21 protein-coding genes, 1 tRNA gene and 1 pseudogene are annotated in these 22,310 nt (G+C 45.0%); 13 read left to right on the forward strand and 10 right to left on the reverse strand.

All coding sequences use genetic code 11. The features are described from left to right. Positions 1-551 precede the first annotated feature (551 nt). Positions 552-634, reverse strand: a tRNA-Leu gene (locus EWV66_RS00735). Between the two features lie 73 nt (positions 635-707). Here EWV66_RS00735 and lgt point away from each other — a divergent pair. After that, positions 708-1,559: a prolipoprotein diacylglyceryl transferase gene (gene lgt, locus EWV66_RS00740; protein WP_052276297.1), complete on the forward strand. Its 852-nt coding sequence runs from the start codon at positions 708-710 to the stop codon at positions 1,557-1,559. A gap of 12 nt (positions 1,560-1,571) precedes the next feature. Further along, complete coding sequence (locus EWV66_RS00745) at positions 1,572-2,522, forward strand: branched-chain amino acid ABC transporter permease (protein ID WP_002757675.1); 951 nt, start codon at positions 1,572-1,574, stop codon at positions 2,520-2,522. Positions 2,523-2,528: 6 nt separating this feature from the next. Here the strand turns inward: EWV66_RS00745 and EWV66_RS00750 are convergent, their stop codons facing one another. The 3 genes from EWV66_RS00750 to EWV66_RS00760 all read right to left on the reverse strand — a co-directional run bounded on the left by EWV66_RS00750 (position 2,529) and on the right by EWV66_RS00760 (position 5,018). Beyond that, on the reverse strand, positions 2,529-3,527 hold the full coding sequence (locus EWV66_RS00750; protein ID WP_052276296.1) for a Gfo/Idh/MocA family protein: 999 nt from the start codon (positions 3,525-3,527) through the stop codon (positions 2,529-2,531). 278 nt (positions 3,528-3,805) lie between these two features. Further along, positions 3,806-4,081, reverse strand: a complete 276-nt coding sequence (locus tag EWV66_RS00755; protein WP_052276295.1) for a hypothetical protein — start codon at positions 4,079-4,081, stop codon at positions 3,806-3,808. Positions 4,082-4,457: 376 nt separating this feature from the next. Continuing rightward, on the reverse strand, positions 4,458-5,018 hold the full coding sequence (locus EWV66_RS00760; protein ID WP_052276294.1) for a DciA family protein: 561 nt from the start codon (positions 5,016-5,018) through the stop codon (positions 4,458-4,460). A gap of 78 nt (positions 5,019-5,096) precedes the next feature. Between EWV66_RS00760 and EWV66_RS00765 the strand changes: the two genes are divergently transcribed. From EWV66_RS00765 to EWV66_RS00775, 3 genes are all read left to right on the forward strand, one after another. Further along, positions 5,097-5,993: a hypothetical protein gene (locus EWV66_RS00765; RefSeq protein ID WP_287108908.1), complete on the forward strand. Its 897-nt coding sequence runs from the start codon at positions 5,097-5,099 to the stop codon at positions 5,991-5,993. Between the two features lie 22 nt (positions 5,994-6,015). Next, positions 6,016-6,672, forward strand: a complete 657-nt coding sequence (locus EWV66_RS00770) for a PspA/IM30 family protein (protein ID WP_052276293.1) — start codon at positions 6,016-6,018, stop codon at positions 6,670-6,672. A 550-nt stretch (positions 6,673-7,222) separates the two neighbouring features. Next, positions 7,223-7,999, forward strand: coding sequence for a PspA/IM30 family protein (locus EWV66_RS00775; protein ID WP_052276292.1), 777 nt, complete (start codon positions 7,223-7,225; stop codon positions 7,997-7,999). A gap of 263 nt (positions 8,000-8,262) precedes the next feature. Here the strand turns inward: EWV66_RS00775 and EWV66_RS00780 are convergent, their stop codons facing one another. The 3 genes from EWV66_RS00780 to EWV66_RS00790 form a co-directional block, all read right to left on the reverse strand. Next, positions 8,263-8,844 (reverse strand): hypothetical protein, encoded by a 582-nt coding sequence (locus tag EWV66_RS00780; protein WP_072927103.1) that lies wholly within the window; start codon positions 8,842-8,844, stop codon positions 8,263-8,265. A 6-nt stretch (positions 8,845-8,850) separates the two neighbouring features. Further along, the gene (locus EWV66_RS00785; protein ID WP_052276289.1) at positions 8,851-9,432 is read right to left on the reverse strand and encodes a C39 family peptidase; all 582 of its coding nucleotides are present in this window, start codon (positions 9,430-9,432) and stop codon (positions 8,851-8,853) included. 92 nt (positions 9,433-9,524) lie between these two features. After that, the gene (locus EWV66_RS00790) at positions 9,525-9,851 is read right to left on the reverse strand and encodes a hypothetical protein (RefSeq protein ID WP_052276288.1); all 327 of its coding nucleotides are present in this window, start codon (positions 9,849-9,851) and stop codon (positions 9,525-9,527) included. Between the two features lie 235 nt (positions 9,852-10,086). Here EWV66_RS00790 and EWV66_RS00795 point away from each other — a divergent pair, with 235 nt between their 5' ends. The 4 genes from EWV66_RS00795 to EWV66_RS00810 all read left to right on the forward strand — a co-directional run bounded on the left by EWV66_RS00795 (position 10,087) and on the right by EWV66_RS00810 (position 14,102). Continuing rightward, positions 10,087-10,602 carry a helix-turn-helix domain-containing protein gene (locus tag EWV66_RS00795; RefSeq protein ID WP_052276287.1) on the forward strand — a complete coding sequence of 172 codons (516 nt, stop codon included), beginning with the start codon at positions 10,087-10,089 and terminating at the stop codon, positions 10,600-10,602. A 454-nt stretch (positions 10,603-11,056) separates the two neighbouring features. After that, a complete protein-coding gene (locus EWV66_RS00800; RefSeq protein ID WP_072926350.1) occupies positions 11,057-12,205 on the forward strand; it encodes a Re/Si-specific NAD(P)(+) transhydrogenase subunit alpha in 1,149 nt (382 codons plus the stop codon). 194 nt (positions 12,206-12,399) lie between these two features. Further along, on the forward strand, positions 12,400-12,696 hold the full coding sequence (locus EWV66_RS00805; protein ID WP_002785583.1) for an NAD(P) transhydrogenase subunit alpha part 2: 297 nt from the start codon (positions 12,400-12,402) through the stop codon (positions 12,694-12,696). Continuing rightward, a complete protein-coding gene (locus EWV66_RS00810) occupies positions 12,693-14,102 on the forward strand; it encodes an NAD(P)(+) transhydrogenase (Re/Si-specific) subunit beta (protein ID WP_287108914.1) in 1,410 nt (469 codons plus the stop codon). The genes EWV66_RS00805 and EWV66_RS00810 overlap by 4 nt, the downstream gene beginning before the upstream one ends. A 60-nt stretch (positions 14,103-14,162) precedes the next feature. On the opposite strand, the gene EWV66_RS00815 is transcribed toward EWV66_RS00810, so the two are convergent. Next, positions 14,163-14,402, reverse strand: coding sequence for a hypothetical protein (locus tag EWV66_RS00815; RefSeq protein WP_044034906.1), 240 nt, complete (start codon positions 14,400-14,402; stop codon positions 14,163-14,165). Between the two features lie 234 nt (positions 14,403-14,636). Here EWV66_RS00815 and EWV66_RS00820 point away from each other — a divergent pair, with 234 nt between their 5' ends. After that, complete coding sequence (locus tag EWV66_RS00820) at positions 14,637-16,109, forward strand: leucyl aminopeptidase (RefSeq protein ID WP_287108916.1); 1,473 nt, start codon at positions 14,637-14,639, stop codon at positions 16,107-16,109. 168 nt (positions 16,110-16,277) lie between these two features. Here EWV66_RS00820 and EWV66_RS00825 read toward each other — a convergent pair. Then, a pseudogene (locus EWV66_RS00825) lies at positions 16,278-16,484 on the reverse strand (IS200/IS605 family transposase); the annotation flags it as partial. 78 nt (positions 16,485-16,562) lie between these two features. On the opposite strand from EWV66_RS00825, the gene EWV66_RS00830 reads away from it, so the two are divergent. The 3 genes from EWV66_RS00830 (at position 16,563) to ftsH4 (ending at position 21,052) form a co-directional block, all read left to right on the forward strand. Continuing rightward, on the forward strand, positions 16,563-17,777 hold the full coding sequence (locus EWV66_RS00830) for an RNA-guided endonuclease InsQ/TnpB family protein (protein WP_287108917.1): 1,215 nt from the start codon (positions 16,563-16,565) through the stop codon (positions 17,775-17,777). A 135-nt stretch (positions 17,778-17,912) separates the two neighbouring features. Continuing rightward, positions 17,913-19,097 carry a tetratricopeptide repeat protein gene (locus EWV66_RS00835; RefSeq protein ID WP_287108923.1) on the forward strand — a complete coding sequence of 395 codons (1,185 nt, stop codon included), beginning with the start codon at positions 17,913-17,915 and terminating at the stop codon, positions 19,095-19,097. Positions 19,098-19,174: 77 nt separating this feature from the next. Beyond that, entirely contained in the window at positions 19,175-21,052 is a 1,878-nt protein-coding gene (gene ftsH4 / locus EWV66_RS00840; RefSeq protein WP_002785593.1) for an ATP-dependent zinc metalloprotease FtsH4, read from the forward strand. Between the two features lie 48 nt (positions 21,053-21,100). On the opposite strand, the gene EWV66_RS00845 is transcribed toward ftsH4, so the two are convergent. Next, positions 21,101-22,021: a LysR family transcriptional regulator gene (locus tag EWV66_RS00845; RefSeq protein ID WP_193959637.1), complete on the reverse strand. Its 921-nt coding sequence runs from the start codon at positions 22,019-22,021 to the stop codon at positions 21,101-21,103. Positions 22,022-22,310 lie beyond the last annotated feature (289 nt).

The raw sequence follows: 22,310 nt of genomic DNA on the forward strand, positions 1-22,310 counted from the left end.
AAATAAAGCTTATTAAAAGAATGAGTTATGGATTTACCAATTTTGAACATCTTCGACTTAAGCTGTTTGCTTGCTTTAATTCATAACAAAAATTAACACACGAAAACCAGAAGAGCCTATTTTTCTCATTTTTGAACCATCAAAAATTAATTAGGCAAGAGGTTTAATGACCAACTAAGTCTGTCATTACTTTTGCAAAATGATATTAGACTTCCTCTAAAAAATTTTAAAACCTCTGGTTGAGTCAGCATTGTCTGAGTCAGCCGTCAAAAGGAAAAAATAAGTAGTCATGCAAAATAAATTTCCTAGTGAAGACAGGCAAGAGGCAATAGGCAAGAGGCAAAAGCTTTATCGAAATGTGTAATTAATTTTGCTTAGGTACTTACAAACCAAAGAGTTTTTGAACTGAAAGAATCCTTATTTATCGAACAAAATGCCTGAATTTACTAAAACGAGAAGTCGCCTCTCTCCTGAATCGGTAAGAAGTCTTTGTTTTGGGTCGTCGGTCGTCAATACCAAATCAGGTTACACTTCATCGACCCGAAGGTTAATGCGGATGGAGGGACTCGAACCCACACATCAAAAAGATACTAGAACCTAAATCTAGCGCGTCTACCAATTCCGCCACATCCGCAAATGTATTACCGTATTCAATCATAGCATAAGATACTATAGGAAAGATAAAATTTTTTATTCTTAATAATTTTATGCTCTTAGGTTTTGTCTTTCAGTCCCCCGGCCCGATCCTCTGGGAGATCGGACCGATTTCGGTGCGCTGGTATGGATTTCTCATCGCTATGGCGGTATTATTGGGTGTCACCCTCTCCCAGTACCTCGCCCAAAAAAGAGCGATCAATCCCGATTTAATCGCTGATTTGGCTATTTGGTTAGTAGTGGGGGCCATACCTGCAGCCCGTTTGTACTATGTTCTCTTTCAGTGGCAAGAATACGCGCAAAATCCTGCTGATATTATCGCCATTTGGAAGGGAGGTATCGCTATTCACGGGGCAATTATCGGGGGTTTGCTGGCAGCCCTAATCTTTGCTCGCATTAATCGAGTTTCTCTTTGGCAATTACTCGATCTGGTGGCTCCTTCAGTTATTCTCGGTCAAGCGATTGGACGTTGGGGTAACTTTTTTAATTCGGAAGCTTTTGGCAGTCCGACTAATTTACCTTGGAGGTTGTTTATTCCTCCCGCTAGTCGTCCTTTAAAATATATCACCGTCGATTATTTTCACCCCACTTTTCTCTACGAATCTCTCTGGAATCTGGCAGTTTTTGCCCTACTCATCTATCTATTTTTCTGGGGGTTAAAACACCCCAGTAAATTAAAAATTGGCACCCTTACCCTAGTCTATTTTATCGCCTACAGTCTAGGTAGATTCTGGATCGAGGGACTACGCACCGATAGTTTAATGTTTGGGCTTTTGAAAATGGCACAAATAATTAGTTTGGCGGCGATCGCTGTTGGTATTTTCGGTTTATTCTGGTTATATAAACTGCAGCGTCCTTTACCGGATGTGGTGGCGACCGTCAGTTATAATCAAAAGTTACCCTAGCTAACCCTGACAATGGATCTAGTAACGATTTTTCAACAGGTTTTAAACGGTTTATCGATCGGTAGTGTCTATGCTATTTTTGCCCTCGGTTACACTTTGATTTTTTCCATTTTAGGGATTATCAATTTTGCCCATGGCGCAATTTTTACCCTCGGTGCCTATTTTACCTACGCTCTAGCGGGGGGAGTTTTCGGGTTTAATGGTTTATTGGCTAATGCCAAATTACCCTTTTCCTTACCCTTTTTTTTAGCACTCTTGCTAGGCTGTATCCTTTCAGGTTTCACCTCGGTTCTTCTGGAAAGATTGGCCTTTAAACCCCTCCGGGTACGGGGTTCCGATTCTCTCTTAACTCTGGTTTCTAGCCTAGGGGCAGCCGTGGTGATTGTCAATGTCATTCAATACTTATTCGGGGCAGAAATTTATACTTTTCCCGATGGGATCTATGGCAATCTTCCCCCCGCAATTAATTTCGGTACAGCCGATCGCCCGGTGGCAATTCGCACAATTCAGATTATTATTTTTCTGGTTTCAGCAGTTATGGTAGCTTTACTAACTTACTGGGTTAATTTTACCAAAATGGGCAAAGCTTTACAAGCGGTAGCTGAAGATGTTACCACTGCCAGTTTGTTGGGTATCAATCCCGAAAAATTTATTGTGATTACCTTTTTTATTAGTGGTGCCTTGGCAGGTTTAGCAGGAACTTTAGTCGGTTCTAGTGTTAGTATCGCTGGCCCCTATTTCGGCATTGCTTTCGGATTAAAAGGTTTAGGAGTGATCGTTTTAGGGGGATTGGGAAGTATCCCCGGAGCGGTAATCGGTGGTTTATTATTGGGTATTGCCGAAGCTTTTGTTCCCGCAGAATATTCCGGTTATCGAGAAGCGATCGCTTTTGCTATTCTCTTTATTATGTTGTTAGTTCGTCCCCAGGGTTTACTAGGCAGAAAGTTAATTCAAAAAGTCTAAGTCGGTTTAATTGGCCCCGAGAAAAACTGTTTTTCCCGACAAAGAAGATTGATAGGCAGCATAGGCCACTTCTAGGGCATAAAGACTGGCTTGGGGAGTAACATAAAGAGGAACCCGATCGAACAGATAATCTAGCACCATGGCGGTATCTTTAGCAAAAAGACCACGACGGGTTTCCACTTCTAAAGCTTGGCTACCTTCACTATTAATTAACTGCCCTGTTTCCCCTTCAAAAATTAAGCTGCCCCCCTCACCATGAATAGTGAAAGTTCGCTCATTTTGCCAAAAAACTTCCCCTTTGCCGTAGGTAACTTCGGCAATTAAGCCATTTTTAAATAATAACTGCGCCTCACACAAACAGGCCAGAAAATAATTGGATTCTGGGACATTCCAATAACGACAATGACAGGATACGGACTCCACTTCCCCAAATAAATTAGTAAAGCGATGGATACGAGAAAGAGCAGCAATTAAAGGAAAACCGAATAAATCCCGATGAAATGTCCAGCGCCGGGGTGCTGGTCTGCCGGGGGCGATTGTGGTATAACGGGCTAGGTGGATATTGCCGAGGCTGTCTAAATACTGCTGTTGGGTTTGATGCAGTCCCCCCAAAAGTTCAATATGTTCGACGTGCAGTAATTTGTTCTCGGTTTCGGCTAGGGTGATTAATTCTGCTGCCGCTGCCGGGTGAAAAGCCAGAGGATACTCGACGATAACGTGCTTACCAGATTTTAAGGCAGTACGGGCGATCGAGGCATGGGCCTGATTAACGTTGGCAATGACAATCAGATCGAGATCAGGATGACTGGCCAGGCTTATTGCCGAATCTAGGGCAGAAATTTGGTATTTTTGCGAGAAATTAGCGATTGATTCGGGACTATTACCGCTAAAATACAGAAGCTGGGCGCGATCGTCTGCTTGCAAGCTTTCAGCGCGACGTTGAGCGGCGAACCCTGTGCCAACTATACCAATTTTTAGGGGACGAGGAGAAGTCATCAGGGGCATTCTGGCGACATTAATTATAGGGAAGTGGGGTGCGGGGTGTGGGGTGTGGGGTATGGGGTGTGGGGAGATAGGGGAATTTCAACTAATACCCCAAAACCCTAAAACCCCAACTCTCAACTCCTGAATACTTTCTACAGCAATTCTGCTTTTCCCAGCTTTATCTTAGCAATCAACTCATCTATTATCTCAAAAATAGCGCCCTGAAAGATGTGGGAGGGTGAATTCATATTTTTAATGGGCAACGCCAATTTTTTGCTCCTGTTTAGGACCTAGACACTCTAAACTGCGATCGGTTGTCGGGGAGCATGACGACTAGGGGAAACCACCACGGGAGTGGGCGACACTGCACAGGTTAATTCTAGAGACTGTTCTAAACTAACCACCCGATTGAGTTGTTGCCATTCAGTGCCAAAAGGAGGCATCGCTAGAGCGCAGGCTTTCCAATGAGCTTCGACGGGAACATCTAGTTGTTGACAAGTGCCACCGCGCCGACCTTGGGTTTGATAGTATCGGCAGTATCGACAGGAAGAAGTAAGAAAGTTTGCGGCTTGCATGGGTTGGCTTTAAAAGGAAGATGATTATAAGGAACTCAAGGGATGACTCTCTTTTCGCTCTGTGTAATATTGTCCTACCCCGTGCCAAGGGTATTTTCCTGACTAGCATAGCTAGGACTGATACGCCATATAGTTTTTAGTGATCCCCAAAAAAAATTTTATTTTTAGAATCTTTTAACAGTTACTTTGCAAAAAGCAGCACTGTCTCAAAACAGAGGAGTTTAACTCAGTTGTGGCCGCGGTTATCGGCTCTAGTATCGCCGATAACAAACCGGGGATCAAGCCTTAGCCGAATAGAATTGATGAATACAGGTTCAATTAAGACAGAAAAGATAGTCCTATTGATTCCCGACTCAAAAGCACTCTTTCCACAAGACTATAAAAAAATTGAATCTTTTACTCCGCCCGACTGGGCAAAACAAAAAGCACAACATTGCCAACGCTCAAGCTCTCCGGGGGGACTGGGAGACTGACAACGAGGACAAATCGGCCAGGCTCGATTTCTCTGAAGTATTTTCTGGCTCCAACTCTCTAAACTGTCCGGTTGCTGGGGATTTTCTGGCGGTTTTTCCGGGGTGACATAACTAGGATGATCTCTCAGGGATTTAGGTGCGATCGCTTCTAGAGGAATTAACTGACTATCTTGCTGCCAACGGGCAGCAGAAAAGCGGATATCGCTCAGGGGAGTCTCTAACTGACTATTAAGCCGTTTTAATAAGCTATAGCGTTGTAAAGACAATTCCTGTGCTAAAGTGGCGCTACTGGTAGCCACCGATAAAACCCCGCGATTGAGGGAAAAAGGCCGGGTTTGCTCCAGCAGACGGGGATTAATAATTTTTGGCCATAATTGCAGCACTTGCTCATAGTGGCGATATTCTTCCCAACCCGCCTGTTGAGTAATAGCCGCCAAAATTTTGTCAAGAGAATGTAAAGACATCTGGAAAATCTAGAGAGTACCACGTTAGACTAGGACGAAAAAACCTGCTAACTTTTCAGCATAACCTTTAATACCCTCATGAAATCCGATCGATCCCCATCCTCCCAAGATTTGCCTCTCTCGATCGTCCATCAACCCAGTTCAGCCATCGATCCCGCTCAGGAACCAGAATACCTAGAAGCTGCTGTCATTAACGTCTATCCCCCAGCTAAAGATGTCTTTTTTACCCCTTGGGGCATCCGGGCAATGGTGATCTTTTTAATTGCTAATAGTCTCCTCAGTCTCAATCAATGGTTAACCAGCACCACCCCCACCCCGAGCAAAGCTGAGAATTCCCCCCGCGAGCAGCACCCAAATAACTCCCGCCACCTCGAGCGATTGATAGCGATCGCTCGTCCAGTACAGAAAACTCCTCAAACCAGTCCGATCGTTAATATTCCCGCTCCTCCGGTTAAAACTAGCCCGATAACTAACATTCCCGCCCCACCAGTGGTTCAGAGTCCCCCCACCGCTATCAATCTGACTAATGCCCTCTTACCCCCGAATCCGCCACCATCCCCAATGCCGGCCCATCAATTACCCGTCAGTAAGATCAAGCAATCTTTACCCGTCGCCCCCCCGGACCCCAGTACCCCTCCAGCATCTTCCCTAGTTTCCGCACCACCACCGCCACCGCCCCAAGTCAACCCCGCCCCCTCGACCGCGATAATTAACGAACGAATGTTAGAGGAATTGCGTCAAAGAGAAGAATCACCCGCTAATTTACCCTTTTTTCAACGGGAAAAAGCCCGTCGTCTGGCTAATCAAAACCGACAGGATGCCACGGAGTTAATGAAACAGTTACCGCCAGAATTACAAGTATCCCCTTCTCCCTCTCCCAGTAGTCCGGCACCCCCAGAAACAGCCGATCCCTCCCAGTCCCCCGTCCCTAGTTCTATCATTATTGATAGGAGCGGCACTTCGGTAAACTATTAGGGTTGGTATCGGGAGGACGGTAATGGGTTTGTTTGAGCGCATGGGCCAAGCAATTCGCGCCCAAGTCAATAGTCTGATTCAGGAAAATCAAGATCCAGAAAAACTGCTGGAAAAGGCGATCTTGGAGATGGAAGGGGAATTGATCCAAATGCGACAAGCCCTGGCGGCAGCCGTCGCTACCCAGAAACGCACCGAGCGCCAACGACAACAACAGGAAAAAGCGGCGCAAACTTGGCACGAACGCGCCCAATTAGCCCTACATCACGGTAACGAGGAACTCGCCCGTCAAGCTCTCAGCCAATGGCAAACCTATCAAAGTCAGATCACCCCCCTACAAACCTCCCTGCAACAACAAACGGCTATTATACAAAAATTAAAGAAAGAACTCTTGACAATTGAACGCAAATATGCTGAGATGAAAGCACAGAAAAGCCTTTATCTGGCCAGATTGCGATCAGCGAGCGCCAGCCAAAAAGCTCAAGAAATTATGGGCAGTTTGAACAGCAGTCAGATGGGGACTATTTTCGAGAAATTAGAAGCAAAAGTCCTAGAAGCCGAATCCCAAGCCGATTTAATCCAGTATAAAGACCCCTTAGAGCGACAATTCCAAGATTTGGAGGGACAAAAACAAATTGAAGCGGAATTACTCAAGTTAAAACAAGAAAACTTGGATGAGTGATGTGGGGTGTGGGGTGTGGGGTGTATTTTCAGTGAACAGTAATCAGTAATCAGTAATCAGTAATCAGTAAACTCACATCTGACTGATGAATACTGACTGCTGATTGCTTCTGTAGTTGATCAGAAATTTGGGTTGAAAACCCCGTCCTTTTAGGATGGCCTTGTGCTAAAATACCCACAAGTGGTTCCGACCGTGAGAACGTGAGCAAACAGGTTAAACGTCCTACTCCGTGATCTCAAAATTTCTAACAGTCAATGGTGTTTAATTAAGTCCAAACTGTCAGAACCCAAAACAATTAAATACTGTGGGACACACAGAAATTTACGCTTGGGGAGTAGTCTTTAAGAGTGCTTGCCTTATAGGTGTAGTCGGACTAGATATGAAACTGTAAGTCCAAAGCTAACTTAGTTAGTAGAGGCCGGATTCAGCCCAAGAATCTCCGCACTTTTAGGGCGGAGAGTGTCAAATTAGAGGATGAGCCGTTAGGCAAGATAGGAAATTTTAAGAACAGTTAACTGATTTAGTACACACCGAGAGGAACAAGAGCGTCATGGGTTTATTCGATCGCCTTAGCCGAGTTGTCCGAGCTAACCTCAATGATATGGTGAGCAAGGCTGAAGATCCAGAAAAAATGCTGGAACAAGCTGTCAGTGATATGCAAGAGGATCTAGTACAGGTACGTCAAGCGGTCGCTAGAGCGATCGCTGAACAACGACAAACGGAACAAAAATACAGCAAAGACCAGTCAGAAGCCAATAAATGGGAACAAAGAGCCAAATTAGCCCTTTCTAAAGGGGATGAAAACCTCGCCAGGGAAGCTCTTAAACGCAAGAAAGATTTCACGGAAACCGCCGCCATTCTCAAAAATCAACTGGATCAGCAAACAGTACAGGTAGAAAGTCTAAGAAAAAACTTGATTGCGCTCGAAAGTAAGATTTCTGAGGCAAAAACCAAGAAAAATATGTTAGTAGCTCGCTCCAGAGCCGCAAAAGCTAACGAAGAAATCCAAAAAACCCTCGGCAGTATCGATACCAGTAGTTCCATGTCCGCTTTTGAGCGCATGGAAGAAAAAGTTATGCAGATAGAAGCCCGTAGTCAAGCGATCGGTGAAATCACTGGTAGCGACATGGAACGTCAATTCGCTGCACTAGAATCGGGTAGCGATGTGGATGATGAATTAGCAATGCTAAAAGCACAAATGTCCGGGGGAGCATTACCCGGTACAGCTTCTAGTAGTCAACCCACTTTACCCCAAGCAACCACCGTCAGGGATTCGGCAGTGGATGCGGAATTAGAGGAATTGCGATCGAAGTTAAAAGAACTGTAAAACTTTGAGAGCGTCGAGACGTATTATCTACGGTACGTCTCTATTTATTAATTTTGTTGTTGAGATAGGGAATAAGCTAAGACGCATTTTAACCGCCTATCCTTAGATTAGTTCTCCCCCAATCCCTTTACTGTTGCCTCTTGCCTCATCTCAACAAGCAATTTAAATACGCGGGCAGCTTATCCCTGTTGTTAGTGTCGCACAATGGCAGCTTTGTCGATATTAAACATCTGATTAGGTTTTGCCGAGCAGAATTATCCACCCTATTCCGTTAATCCTTCAGCGTGTTTAACCGAGCGTAGTTGGTTAAGAAATTGCTCTATTTCTTGAGGTTTATCAATCCTGGGCGGTAAATTAAAGCCATATTCAAGAGGAGCATCAATAACAAGAATTTTTTGATTATTGATGTTACTTTCGTCAATCAACCATAAAGCATGGGTTTGATAAGCTGGAATCACTAATAATCTGACTATGATATTTTCTTCAGGGATATTTTCATCAATCCAGCTAATAGCTTGATCGAATTTTTCTGCTAATTCCGATTGAAAAATTCCATCCACAGACCAATCTGTAGGTTCACTGCCAAGGCTGCTAGAGCGAGCATAGGCGATCGGGGTATTATCTGATTTTACTTGCAGATGCCATTGCCCTGATGGACGAGCTAAACGGGTTAAATCGTTGCTTGGTTCAACCACTGCATTTGCGGGTAGATTCCAGACATCTACACTTTCATGCAAAGCAGGGGAAACTGCACCGAGAGACTCAGTTATTCTAGACAAGCTAAAACCTACTTTTCTTTGTAATTGAGTTAAAACGTCATCGGGTAAAGTTTTAAAATGTGCCATTTTAGTTTATCTCCTAATATTAATCCATGTCCATCGCCATTGACCTTCGCCATAGGCAGTTTTAACTCGATCGTAGGGAATAATTATTTCACCCCGCCAAGGATCATAAATGATGACCTGGGGGACTGAATCAATTATATCCCAACCGACTGCTAAAACAGCATGACCTCCTCCTCCATTCCATTTAAAACCGATTTCTACTGCACGTTGATTATCAAGTTCAGTTTGTAAGGTGGTAAATTCAATCAAACCATTAATATAAATTGGATTAAAACTATACCTTACCCACATAGGAGCAATATTAAGAATCGGCAAGGGTTTATTGCATAATGAACTATTAGGTGAACTGCAACAACCTGTTAATTCAAAAGCAACATTGGCAAGGTTACATTGCTGTGTTGTGATGTCATCATTTTGCTGAAAAACCATCTGCATTGAAGCCGCCCAACACCATTGGGTTTGTTCTTGTTTAATCCAAGTGATTTTGTTAATTCTAGTGGCTTGCCCTAGGGTATCATCGCTGACAAAAGCTACAAAAGCTGCTGCTTGTAAAATGATCGGCTTTCCTTGTTCAACTCTTAAAGGCATCGATTTTTTCTGGGAGTGATATAAAGTAATTGGAAAAAGAGTAACTCAGCAGCATAACTTTGTTACTCTTGATTATCATTAGAACAGTGATTCTAAAACGTAGCATTAATAGAAATTCCAACAGACACACCACCTAGAGCATTTTCCCCCGTCTGAGCAAGGGTAACTACTCTCTGAGGAAGAGTTTTAGGAGGTGTTTCCCAGTCTAGATTAATTGCAGCACCTGTAATTAATTTTGTCCAATCAGGAGCGGCACCATCTCCTATGGTTTCTCCCACTGCATCCACAAGTGCATCAGCAATAACTTTAGCTAAACCTTTACTTGCTGCAGATAAAAAGACTTTGGCAGCTTCTTCAGGAGTGCCTCCTAAGCTACCACTTAAGTCAGCAGGTAATTGAATACCGTCAATTTTCGCCATATTTAACACTCTACTTTCATTTGATGTTTTTAGTCTATCCGACTAACATAAAAATAACATTTGGATCGACTATCAATATGTTCTTTAATTAATTCTTCATTTTTTTATTTATTAAATGCTAGTTACTAAACGGTAAACAACGGATATTGTCGGGATTTTTATTAAGCCTCTTTACAAAAGTCGGATAATAACGGATAATGACGGTAATCTAGCTGAGGGCAAAAAAGTCATTAACATGGATACTCAAGAGATTTTTAAACTTATTGATGAGGTGGTTTTTAGGCAAACAGGAAAACACCTAGATACTTTACAATTGGGGATTTTAAAAAGCGTTTTTAATGGTTATAAATATGCTCAAATCGCCCAAGATTATAAATGCAGTGAAGGTCATGCTAGAGATAAAGCCTATGAACTTTGGCACATTCTCTCAGAAGCATTAGGCGAAGATTTAAACAAATCAAATGTTCGATCAGCAATTGAAAGATTAATAATTACTAATAGTAGCAATAACTTGGTTAATTCTGGACAAATTGACAAACTTAATTTTTGTCCTAACTCCCCTCAATCTCCTGAAAACTTAGCCACGGATAATTCTGATATAATTGAAACCGAAAACTTGATAATTGAAGAAAAATTAAAAGAAGCAAAACTAGAAACCGTTCCCAGACTGGTGCAATTAGGGCTAACTGCTGAACAAATTGCTCAAGCCCTCGATTTACCTTTGTCATTAATTTTAGAAACTTTAAGGTAATTTCTTAATGGATAGCACAATAGTTTTTTTGTCAAAATCTCAGAAAGAATCGAGGCAATGTTATTCTTAATGTCCCTCTGCTTATTAGTTTATAATCTCGGTGAGGGAGAACTGAGAAACAACTTACAGCCTTTCTCATAAAGATGAAGTATAACCTAAATTGGTATCTACGACCGAAGACCAGTTAATGTTAACCGTTCTGGCGTTCCCAAAAAAGAGAAACTTGTACCTCATTATTATAAAAAATACCCAAGCAATGCCGCTCAAAACCCTTTAATTCTGAAGATAATCCTAAGATTCACCCCGAAAAAGAGCCAGAAAGGTGAGGATAGCTAGGATGGAAGTGAAAAGCAATTTTGACTCGAAATTATCCCAGGGGATCGATCGCATTTAACGAAACCCTTACCCTAACAGCATAAGACAAGAGAAGGACTTATTAAGGAGAAACCCAGCCATGAAAATCGGCGTAATCAAAGAAAGTGACCAAGGCGAGGCGCGGGTGGCGCTAGTGCCGGATACCGTCGCCCGTTTAGTCAAGGCGGGATTTGAGGTAATTGTCCAAAATGGGGCGGGAATTAGTGCCAACTTTGCCGATAGTGCCTATAGTGCCGTGGGAGCCGCCCTGAGCGAAAACAGCGAATATATCTATGAAACTGCCGATATTATTCTCAAAGTCGTCCCTCCTAGCGATAGCGAGATCGATCGCCTCAAAAATGGGGGTATTCTCATCGGCTTTCTCGATCCCCTGCGTCAACCCCGGCGCATTGCCAAATTAGCCGATCGCGGGATCACCGCTTTGAGCATGGAATTAATTCCCCGCAGTAGTCGCGCCCAGAGTATGGATGCCCTCTCCTCTCAGGCTAACCTCGCCGGTTACAAAGCGGTACTCCTCGCCGCCGTGCAGCTGCCGAAAATGTTCCCGATGATGACTACCGCCGCCGGTACGATTGCCCCAGCCAAGGTGCTGGTATTGGGGGCAGGAGTTGCCGGATTGCAAGCTTGCGCCACCGCCCGCCGTTTGGGGGCAGTGGTGGAGGCTTTTGATATTCGTCCCCAAGTCAAAGAAGAAGTGCAGAGTGTCGGGGCGAAATTTATTGAAATGCCCCTAGAAGAAGATACCGTCGCCGATAACGGTTACGCCAAAGAGGTTTCTCTTAGCACACAGGAGCGCATTTGTCAAGCCCTAACGGAACCAATTAAGCGGGCTGATGTGGTGATCACCACCGCCCAAGTACCAGGGAAACAGGCCCCGCTGCTAGTCACCAAAGAAATGATCGCCACCATGAAAGCGGGGGCGGTAATCGTTGATTTAGCGGCGGAACAGGGCGGAAATTGCGCCTACACCCAACCGGGACGAGAAATCATCGAAAATGGGGTAAAAATCGTTGGAGCCGTTAATCTTCCTGCCACAGTGGCCACCAATGCCAGCCAGATGTACGCCAAAAACCTGCAAATGCTGCTACAGCTTTTAGTCAGCAAAGAGGGCGGTTTAAACCTCGATTTTGCCGATGACATCATTGATAGTGCCTGTGTCACCCACGCTGGCGAAATCCGCAACCAACGCATTAAATCCGCCCTCAGTGAACAGTTATCCGCTTTTTAGCTATCAGGAGTCGGTCGTCAGGAGTTAGGAGTCAGGAGTCAGGAGTCAGAAGGCAGCTTTGTTCTCCCCACTTCATAATTCATAATTCATAATTCCCACTTCCCCAATCCCCCACTTCCCCAATCCCCCACTTCCCCAATCCCCCATCACCCCACTTCCCTATCCCCAAACCCTATCCCCTTTTTACTTAACCAATGACTGCCCAACTTTTAACCGCTTTAGTGGTATTTGTCCTCGCTTCCTTTGTCGGTTTCGAGGTGATCAATAAAGTTCCTCCCACTCTCCATACACCCCTGATGTCGGGAGCGAATGCAATTTCAGGTATCGCCGTTGTCGGTGCGCTCCTCATCGCCGGAGGCACGGATTGGCACCAATTAACCGTAATTTTAGGGTTAATTGCCGTTATTTTGGCGATGGTTAACGTGGTCGGTGGTTTTGTCGTTACCGATCGAATGCTGCAAATGTTCAAGAAAAAAGAGGCTAAATCATGAATAATGCCCTTATCACAGGGATCGAGTTGTCCTATCTACTCGCCGCCATTTTATTTATCATCGGTCTTAAACAATTATCTTCCCCCGCTACTGCCCGTCAAGGCAATTTTCTGGCTGCCATCGGGATGCTAATCGCCGTTATTGCCACCTTAATCAATCAAGAAATCCTCAGCTATGGTTTAATCGCCGTAGCGTTGGTGATTGGTTCAATTATCGGCTTAGTTTCGGCGCAAAAAGTCCCGATGACAGCTATGCCCCAAATGGTGGCGATTTTTAACGGTTTAGGCGGTGCTGCCAGTGCTTTAATTGCCATGGGCGAATACTGGCGTTTACTGCAAAGTGGTGAAAATATTGCCTTTGACTCGATACTGATCGCTATTTTGGGTATATTGATCGGCGGTGTCACTTTTACCGGTAGTGTCCTCGCTTTTGCCAAATTACAGGAATTAATCAGTGGCGCGCCCGTAACTTTTCCTTTCCAGCAACCCTTTAACATTCTCTTGCTACTCACCTTTTTAGGGGGTAGTGTCTATCTCTTTTTCGATCCCACCTCGATCGATGTTTTCCTGACTTTGGTGGGACTTTCCTTAATTTTCGGGGCTTTATTCGTGCTTCCCATCGGCGGCGGCGATATGCCCGTGGTTATCTCCCTCTTAAACTCTTTTTCGGGACTTGCCGCCAGCGTAGTCGGTTTTATCCTGATGAATAGTATGTTGATCATCGCCGGTGCTTTGGTGGGTGCGTCGGGGATTATCCTGACTCAGATCATGTGTAAAGCCATGAATCGATCGCTGGCTAGTGTACTATTTGGGGCATTTGGTACCGGTGCTAGTGCCGGAGGCGAAGCGAGCGCCACTTCTAGCCTTGATAAATCGTTTCATGCTATTGATTCAGAAGAAGGGGCAATGATGCTCGGTTATGCGCGTTCTGTGGTGATTGTACCCGGTTACGGCATGGCAGTGGCCCAAGCACAACACGCAGTGCGAGAATTGGCTGAACAGTTGGAAAAAAATGGCGTTGAGGTTAAATATGCTATTCACCCCGTGGCCGGAAGAATGCCCGGCCACATGAATGTATTATTGGCCGAAGCTAATGTTCCCTATCCGCAACTCTACGATATGGATGATATTAATCCTGAGTTTGAGCGCGTCGATGTGGCGTTAATTATTGGGGCGAATGATGTGGTTAATCCCGCTGCCCGTCACGATAAAGCTAGTCCGATTTATGGAATGCCGATTCTCGACGTGGATAAGGCACAGCACACGATCGTGATTAAGCGCAGTATGCGATCGGGTTTTGCTGGGGTAGAAAATGAATTATTCTACAATCCTAAAACCTTTATGCTCTTTGGTAGCGCTCAAGATGTGGTAGCACAATTAGTATCACAAGTCAAGGATTTGTCATAATTCTTAACAAATAGGACGGGGTGAAAACCCCGTCTTTTTTTTTATCCGATTTTCCAGAGTTTAAAGATAATCAAGAACTAATTCCCCTTTGCTCACTTTTTCGGTAATTAAAGTTCTGACTAACTCTAATTCTTCTAGGGTCACTTTACCATCAGACCTCATAGCTAGGGCGATTCTTTCCCTTTCCCCTTGAGTGATCACGCCATCAACACTAGCCTGTTCGATAATAGCTCGCAACTTTTCTAGTTCCTGTTGTTCTTCTGCGGTTAATTCTACTTGATTAGGACGAGATATTTCCATAAAAATTTCTCCTTGAGTGATCAACACAAACTTGGTAATTTTTTCTAAGTAGTGGAACCCATGGCAGTTATCCCCAGTCAGCATCAGCAATCAGGGACAATGATTTTAGCAAGAGCTAGACCTTGATTCTTGACAGGGAGCCACTAAACCTCAACAGATGATCGATGATAACTGATAGAGCTTACAGTATAGTGATTAATAGAAGCAATTTGCAAAGAATTATCGAGATAAAGAATGGATATTCGATCGACTGACACCTCGCTCCTTACTTGGACAGGAGATACTTTAGCCCTAGGTTTACCAGAAGGAACCATCGAGATTGCAGGAGAATTGGCAGAATTAAACGATAAACTAGGGGGAAACCTAGGGGATCTCATCTCCGAGACGGAATTCGAGGGAAAATTAGGCAGCAGTGCGGCGACTCGTCTAGGTGGTGGTCCGATTCGCAAATTAATCCTGGTGGGATTGGGAAAAACTACTGATTTCGACCTGCAAACCCTGCGTCTAGCGGCCGCTGCCATCGCTCGTCTGGCCAAACAACAAAAAAGCCAAGCTCTGGCCATCAGTTTACCGGTAGTTGGCGATCAGTCCGCCACTGCCGGAGCAATCGCAGAAGGGCTGCTGCTGGCCAATCATCAGGATACCCGCTTCAAGTCCACTAAAGAGGAAAAAGGAGCCAAATTAGAAACCGTCGAGTTATTGGGTTTAGGAGAGCAAACATCAGCGATCGTCAAGGCCGAGCAAATCTGTTCCGGAGTGATTTTGGCCAGAGAATTAGTCAATGCTCCCGCTAACACCGTCACCCCCCTAACCATGGCAGAAACCGCCGAGCAAATTGCCGCCGAATACGGATTAAGTCTCAAAATTCTGGAACAGGAAGAATGCGAAAGCTTGGGCATGGGAGCCTTCCTTGGAGTGGCCAAAGCCTCGGATATTCCCCCGAAATTCCTTCATTTAATCTATAAACCCCAAGTAGCCCCGAAACGTAAACTAGCAATCGTCGGTAAAAGTTTAACCTTTGATTCCGGCGGTTTGAATATTAAAGGGGCCGGCAGCGGCATCGAAACCATGAAAATGGATATGGGGGGTGGTGCCGCCACCCTAGGGGCAGCCAAGGCGATCGCCCAATTACAGCCAGAAGTGGAAGTACACTTTATCTGTCCGGCTACGGAAAATATGATTAGTGGTCGCGCTATGCACCCTGGGGACATTTTAACCGCTTCTAATGGCAAAACTATTGAAGTCAATAACACCGATGCCGAGGGACGATTAACCCTGGCCGATGGCTTGGTTTTTGCGGAAAAATTAGAGGTGGATGCGATCGTGGATCTAGCCACTTTAACCGGGGCCTGTGTCGTTGCTTTGGGGGACGATATCGCCGGTTTATGGAGTAGCGATGAGAGTCTCGCAGATCAACTCCAAGAGGCCGCTAAATTAGCTGGCGAAAAATTCTGGCCGATGCCCCTAGAAGAAAAATATTTCGAGGGGCTGAAGTCTCAAATTGCCGATATGAAAAACACCGGTCCGCGCCCCGGCGGTTCCATTACAGCCGCTTTATTTTTGAAGCAATTCATTAATAATACTCCCTGGCTGCACCTAGATATCGCGGGTCCCGTCTGGTGCGATAAGGAAAATGGCGTTAATAATTCCGGGGCCACCGGTTTTCCCGTCCGCACTCTGGTTAATTGGGTGATGGCCAATAATTAAGTTATCGGTGATCGGTAAGCGGTATTAGGTGAGGAGTATTTTTACTGATTACTGTTTACTGATCCCGGAAAAATCTGCCCCACCCCTCACCCCTATCTCAAGGTCGCGAGAGGACTCCCGTTAAACTGCGTAGCGGTTAACGGGAGATGAATCGCGACCAGAATGAAACTAACGCAGTAGCCTTTCCACTTTTGGGGAGTTTTGGTTCTCGACGTATTTTTTTAGTTGTTCGACAGTAACGTCGCCACAACTAGCCACGAAATAAGCTCCCGCCCAAAAATAGGGTTTGTTGTCGAAATACTTTGCCGCCAAATCCGGAAATTCTTGTCTAATTAAGCGACTACTAACTGTTTTAAGGTTAGCGATTAGTTTGGTCCATGATTGTAATTAGTTGATATACTAGGCAGTAAGTGTTACAATTTAACTATACATCACATCACGAAACTAACGACAGTGATAACGCTTACCTACCAGTACAGACTAAAGGTAAACAAGAAACAGGAACGAGAGATTGTCCACATTCTTGATGTTTGTAAGAGCGTTTATAATTACGCGCTCTCGGAACGGAAAGATTGGTTAAACTCTCGAAAGTGTCTTGCGGATCGCTGTTCGCTAGTTTCTGAGTACATAATTCCTGCGGATCAACCCTATCCAAATTACTTCGTTCAAGCTAAAAATCTAACGGAAGCTAAAAAAGTTTACCCGATATTAAAGACGGTTAACGCTCAAGTCTTACAGCAAGTTTTAAAAACTGTAGATAAAGCGTTTGACCACATGAAATCGAAAGGCTTCGGCTTTCCTAGATTTAAGAAAAAGATGCGGAGTTTTGTTTTTCCTGCGCTGTCAAAAAACTTCTTAGGTGACGAATACTTAAATTTTCCACAATTGGGAAAAATTCGGATTAGGAAATCTAGGAAGTACCCGTCTGGGTTTGAGCCTAAACAAGCTCGAATTATCCAAAAAGCGTCGGGATTTTACGTTTTGGTTTCTTTCCAATCTCCGGAATTAGTTCCCGATATGACAGTAGGGAAGACCTGTTTAGGAATTGACGCGGGAATTGAGAGTTTTGTCGCTACTTCACGGGGAGATTTAATCAAAGCCCCTCGATTTTTGTTGAAAGTACAGAGTAAGCTTAAATTGCTACAAAGACGCTTGAAACATCAAGTCAAAGGCTCGAACAATTGGTTGAAACTCCAAGATAAGATAGCGAGATTACACGAAAAAGTGTCTAATACTCGTAGAGATTGGCATTTTAAGTTAGCTCATTACCTTTGCGATCTCGCTGATAATATCTTTGTTGAAGATATTAACTTCGTTTCCTGGTCTAGAGGGATCGTTAGAAAACAATCTCTGGATTCAGGTATCGGTAGTTTTATTAACGAGATATTACCGTTTGTCGCTTGGAAACGGGGAAAATATTATCTTAAGGTTGATAAAAACGGAACCTCGCAAGAGTGTCCGAATTGTGGCGCAATTACTGGTAAAAAAGCGTTATCGGAAAGAGTTCACCGGTGTGATTCTTGCGGCCACATTGAACCGAGAGATACGGCATCAGCGAAGGTAATTGAGAACCGAGGAAAAAACGCGGTCGGACTGACCGTGTTAGAAAACGCTCGCGGAGGCGATTTGACGGGGATCGACTGGGTTAAACTCGGTCGATCTAGTTAAAAGCCTAAGAACCGAGAATCCCCCGCTACACCGCGCTCCGCGGTTAGCGGGGGAGAGTCAATCCCCGATAACTGATAACTGCTAGACTAATTGGGTGATGCTTGCAAGATTAATAAAACCAGTGTCGAGATTAGAATGCAGGGACTTTTAAGAAAACTTTGGCGTGCGATCGAAAACTTTTTTACCCGACTTTTGGGGGGACAAGGGGGAAAGGGGAGAGTACAAGCGATCGAATCTGTTCCCCTAACCGATACAGACTACGAGTTTCTCTATATGCAGTTACTCGATGGAGTGTCCCACGGTTGGCACGAAGGCAGAATTCTGAGATTTTTTGAGAAATTGGGCGATCGAGGTCGGCAAAAAGATTGGGTAGAATGGTTAGAGCGCTTTGGGAGCCGTCTGCAATCCTCCGCTTCCCTTAACCAACTTCTCGCCACCAGAATGATCCGTTTGGGAGAATTAGCTCGCGCTTTCCCCGGGATTGAACGTATTGGTGAAGCTTCCTACGAGATCGGTTATCAACTCTACACCAAAGAAACTGCCACTTTAATCTGGGAATACGCCGGCGACGATGAGGCCCCGGGCAGTTATTCCCAGCCGCAACCCCCAGAAAATCTCTCATATTCGGGTGAAACTAGCGATTTTAACGGTGCTGACCCAGAAAATCCCCAATTAGAAACCCTGACCCTCGATGAATTATTTGACCGTCTGCAAAACGATCCTACCCTAGCGGGCCAAATGGCCGAACAATTGGGCATCGAAAATAAGGACGCAGAAAGCATTATTGATAGTCTGATCGCTCAATTTTCCTCCCAGGAAGGTAAAAACCCTGAAACTGCCGAAGATTGGTTTCATCAGGGCTTAGAACAGGCAAATTTAGGCAATTGGTCAAATGCGATCGCTGATTGGGAACAGGCCTTGAAGATCGATCCCCAATTAGCCTCGGCCTGGCATAATCGGGGTAGTGCCTTAGCCATGGTCGGTAACTACGAAGAAGCGTTAAATAGTTACGATCGCGCCCTAGAAATCACCCCCAACGATCACCAAATCATTAACGCTAGAGGCAGCGCCCTATACGGACTGCAACGTTGGCAAGAAGCTTTAGAATGTTGGCAACAGGTACTAGAAGCGGACGATAATTTTTATCAAGCTTGGTACAATCTCGGCAGCACCCTAGAAAATTTAGGCGAAACCCAAGCAGCGATCGCCTGTTATCAAAAAGCTTTAGGGATTGCGCCGGATTTTGAGCTTGCCCAAACCCGTCTAGAGGCTTTACTAGGGCAAAAACCGCCCGAAGACGACGGTAATCCCCCCGCCTGATTCAATCTGAACTTGAGCAGTCAACAGCCTACAATGAGGAGAGGATAGAGACTAATTTTAATCAATCAGGCCCAGCAATGAGTATAAAAAGCAAACCTCCTTCACAATCTCGCCTGATCGGTAATGTTTTATTAGCCGTAGGCGGCTTATTTCTGATTGTTAACCTCCTTTTCCCGCAATTATTTGGCCCTAGCGTCCCCAAAGTTCCCTATAGTCTTTTTATCGACCAAGTGGAAGATGGCAACGTCGCTAGGGTATCCGTGGGACAGAATGAGATTCGTTATCAGCTTAAAAACGACCAAGAGGGCAACTACGGACGAATTTTCAGCACTACACCGATTTTTGACCTAGAATTGCCCAAACGTCTAGAAGCCAAGGGCGTAGAATTCGCCGCCGCGCCACCGCCAAAAAATGGCTGGATTGGCAGTGTCCTTAGTTGGGTGATTCCTCCCCTGATTTTTGTCGGTATTTGGCAATTTTTCCTCGCTCGCAGCGGTGGCGGTGGTCCAGCCGGGGCTTTATCGATTACCAAAAGTCGCGCTAAAGTCTATGTGGAAGGAGATACCACCAAAACCACTTTTAAAGATGTGGCCGGTGTGGAAGAAGCGAAAACCGAATTGGCAGAAATCGTCGAATTTCTTAAATATCCCCAACGTTACATTCAAATCGGGGCGCGGATTCCCAAGGGTGTCCTCCTAGTCGGTCCGCCGGGGACAGGCAAAACCCTGCTGGCAAAAGCAGTCGCGGGAGAAGCGGGAGTTCCTTTCTTTAGTATCTCGGGGTCGGAATTCGTGGAACTCTTTGTCGGTGCAGGTGCGGCCCGAGTGCGAGATCTGTTTGAACAGGCCAAGAAAAAAGCCCCCTGTATTATTTTTATCGATGAATTAGACGCGATCGGTAAATCTCGCGCTAACGGTAATTTTATGGGGGGTAACGATGAACGGGAACAGACTTTAAACCAATTATTGACGGAAATGGACGGTTTTAACGCTGGCGATGCGACGGTGATCGTTCTAGCCGCTACTAATCGCCCTGAAACTCTTGATCCCGCCCTTTTACGCCCCGGCCGTTTTGATCGCCAAGTGTTAGTTGATCGCCCCGATCTGGCTGGACGCTTAAAAATCCTCGAAATCTACGCAGGTAAGGTAAAATTAGGCTCGGATGTGGATTTAAAACAGATTGCTACCCGTACCCCCGGTTTTGCCGGTGCTGACTTAGCTAATCTAGTCAATGAGGCCGCTTTATTGGCAGCCCGCAATCAACGCAGCACCGTCGCCCAAGAGGACTTTAATGAGGCAATCGAGCGGGTAGTGGCGGGTTTAGAGAAGAAAAGCCGGGTTCTCTCGGAAAAAGAGAAGAAAATCGTCGCTTATCACGAAGTTGGTCACGCTCTCGTCGGTGCAGTTATGCCGGGGGGTGGTAAAGTTGCTAAGATTTCGATCGTGCCTCGCGGCATGGCAGCCCTCGGTTATACCCTGCAAATGCCCACGGAAGACCGTTTCCTGATGGATGATACGGAATTACGCGACCAAATTGCTACTCTTTTAGGTGGTCGGGCCGCCGAGGAGATTATCTTTGGTAGTATTACTACTGGGGCCGCTAATGACCTGCAGCGGGCGACGGATCTGGCCGAACGCATGGTGACTACCTATGGTATGAGTAAGACTCTCGGCCCCCTAGCCTACGAAAAAGGTCAACAGAATAGTTTTCTGGGAGATGGTATGATGAATCCCCGGCGCTTGGTGAGCGATGATACGGCCAAAGCGATCGATAATGAAGTGAAAGAGATTGTCGAAAATGGTCATCAGCAGGCCCTGGATATCCTTGCTCAAAATCGCGATTTACTCGAAGAAATTGCCCAAGAAATCCTCAGTAAAGAGGTGATTGAAGGGGAACAGTTGCAAGCACTGCTCGATCGCGTTAAACCCCTCGATCGAGAACCTGTTACTGTTTAGATTGATTTGATTTTTACCTTACCCCATCTTCAACAAAGATGGGGTTTCTCATCTAGAAATTTTGACCTTTAAGAGGGATTGGGGCTGAATATTGAGGAGATAATCCAGAAAAGTCTTGGCGATCACAGATAGTTTTTTATCCTTGGGATAAACCACATACCAATGGCGTTGGATGGGAAAATCTTGCACGTCAAGGATGGTAAATTCCCCATTGGGATTATCTAAATTTAAGACGTGCTGAGACAGAACTGAAATTCCTAAACCACCAGCGATCGCTTGTTTAATGGCTTCATTATTGCCGATTTCCAAACGCAGAGATACGGTGATGCCATGGTCGAGAAAAATTTGCTGTACTGCCCGTCTAATTCCCGATCCCATTTCCCGCATAATAAAAGGTTCCCCTTGCAGTCGTTTAATCGGAATTTTTTTCTGTCCCGCTAGGGGGTGATCTTTGCGAGCAATAACCACGAGGGGATTTTCCAGAAACGGTTGAATCTCCAGGTTTAGCTCTTGGGGGGGTTCGCTTAAAATATATAGGTCATCAACATTATTGATCATCCTTGTTTCTAGGTCTTGGTGATTGGTCAATTCTAGGGACACATCCACCCCTTGGTACTGTTGACAAAAAGGACCTAGGATCTGAGGGATTAAATATTGGGCTGTGGATACCGCAGCTAAACGCAGTTTACCCTGTTTAATGCCCTTGATATCGGCGATCGCCATCTCAAAGTTATCAAGATCCTTGAGGACTGCTTGACAGGTGACTAATAAACTGCGTCCGGCCTCGGTTAAATACAAACGTTTGCCTATCTGTTCAAATAAGGGTAAACCCACTGATTTAGTCAGTTGTTTCATCTGGGTAGAAACGGTGGGTTGGGTGATCGATAGTTCTTCAGCAGCCCTGGTGAAACTGCCATGACGAGCGGTCGCTTCAAAGACAATCAGTTGATGTAAAGTGGCGTGAATCAAGAGAGGCCTCTAGAGAGCTACACTTCTGTTACTGCCTTGAGGAGCTTTGCTAAACAGAAGCAGGAATGGAGGGGAACGAGTAAAAACCTCCCCACCCCGCTTATATCATAGGTTTAAATCAATACTTTTGTAAAGATATATCGATTTAAACTCAATTTATAAAATTTGCTTGTCAAGATATCCGTTCTAGTATAGATTTATAACAATCGATCTTTAAAAACCATAAACTTTTGTCTATCAAGGCTGGTCTCTCAACCGCCGGTTTTGTTATGGCAAAAAACCCTTTGCT

Source organism: Microcystis sp. M_OC_Ca_00000000_C217Col (assembly GCF_007095585.1).
In the GTDB taxonomy this organism is placed as follows: Bacteria; Cyanobacteriota; Cyanobacteriia; order Cyanobacteriales; family Microcystaceae; genus Microcystis; species Microcystis panniformis.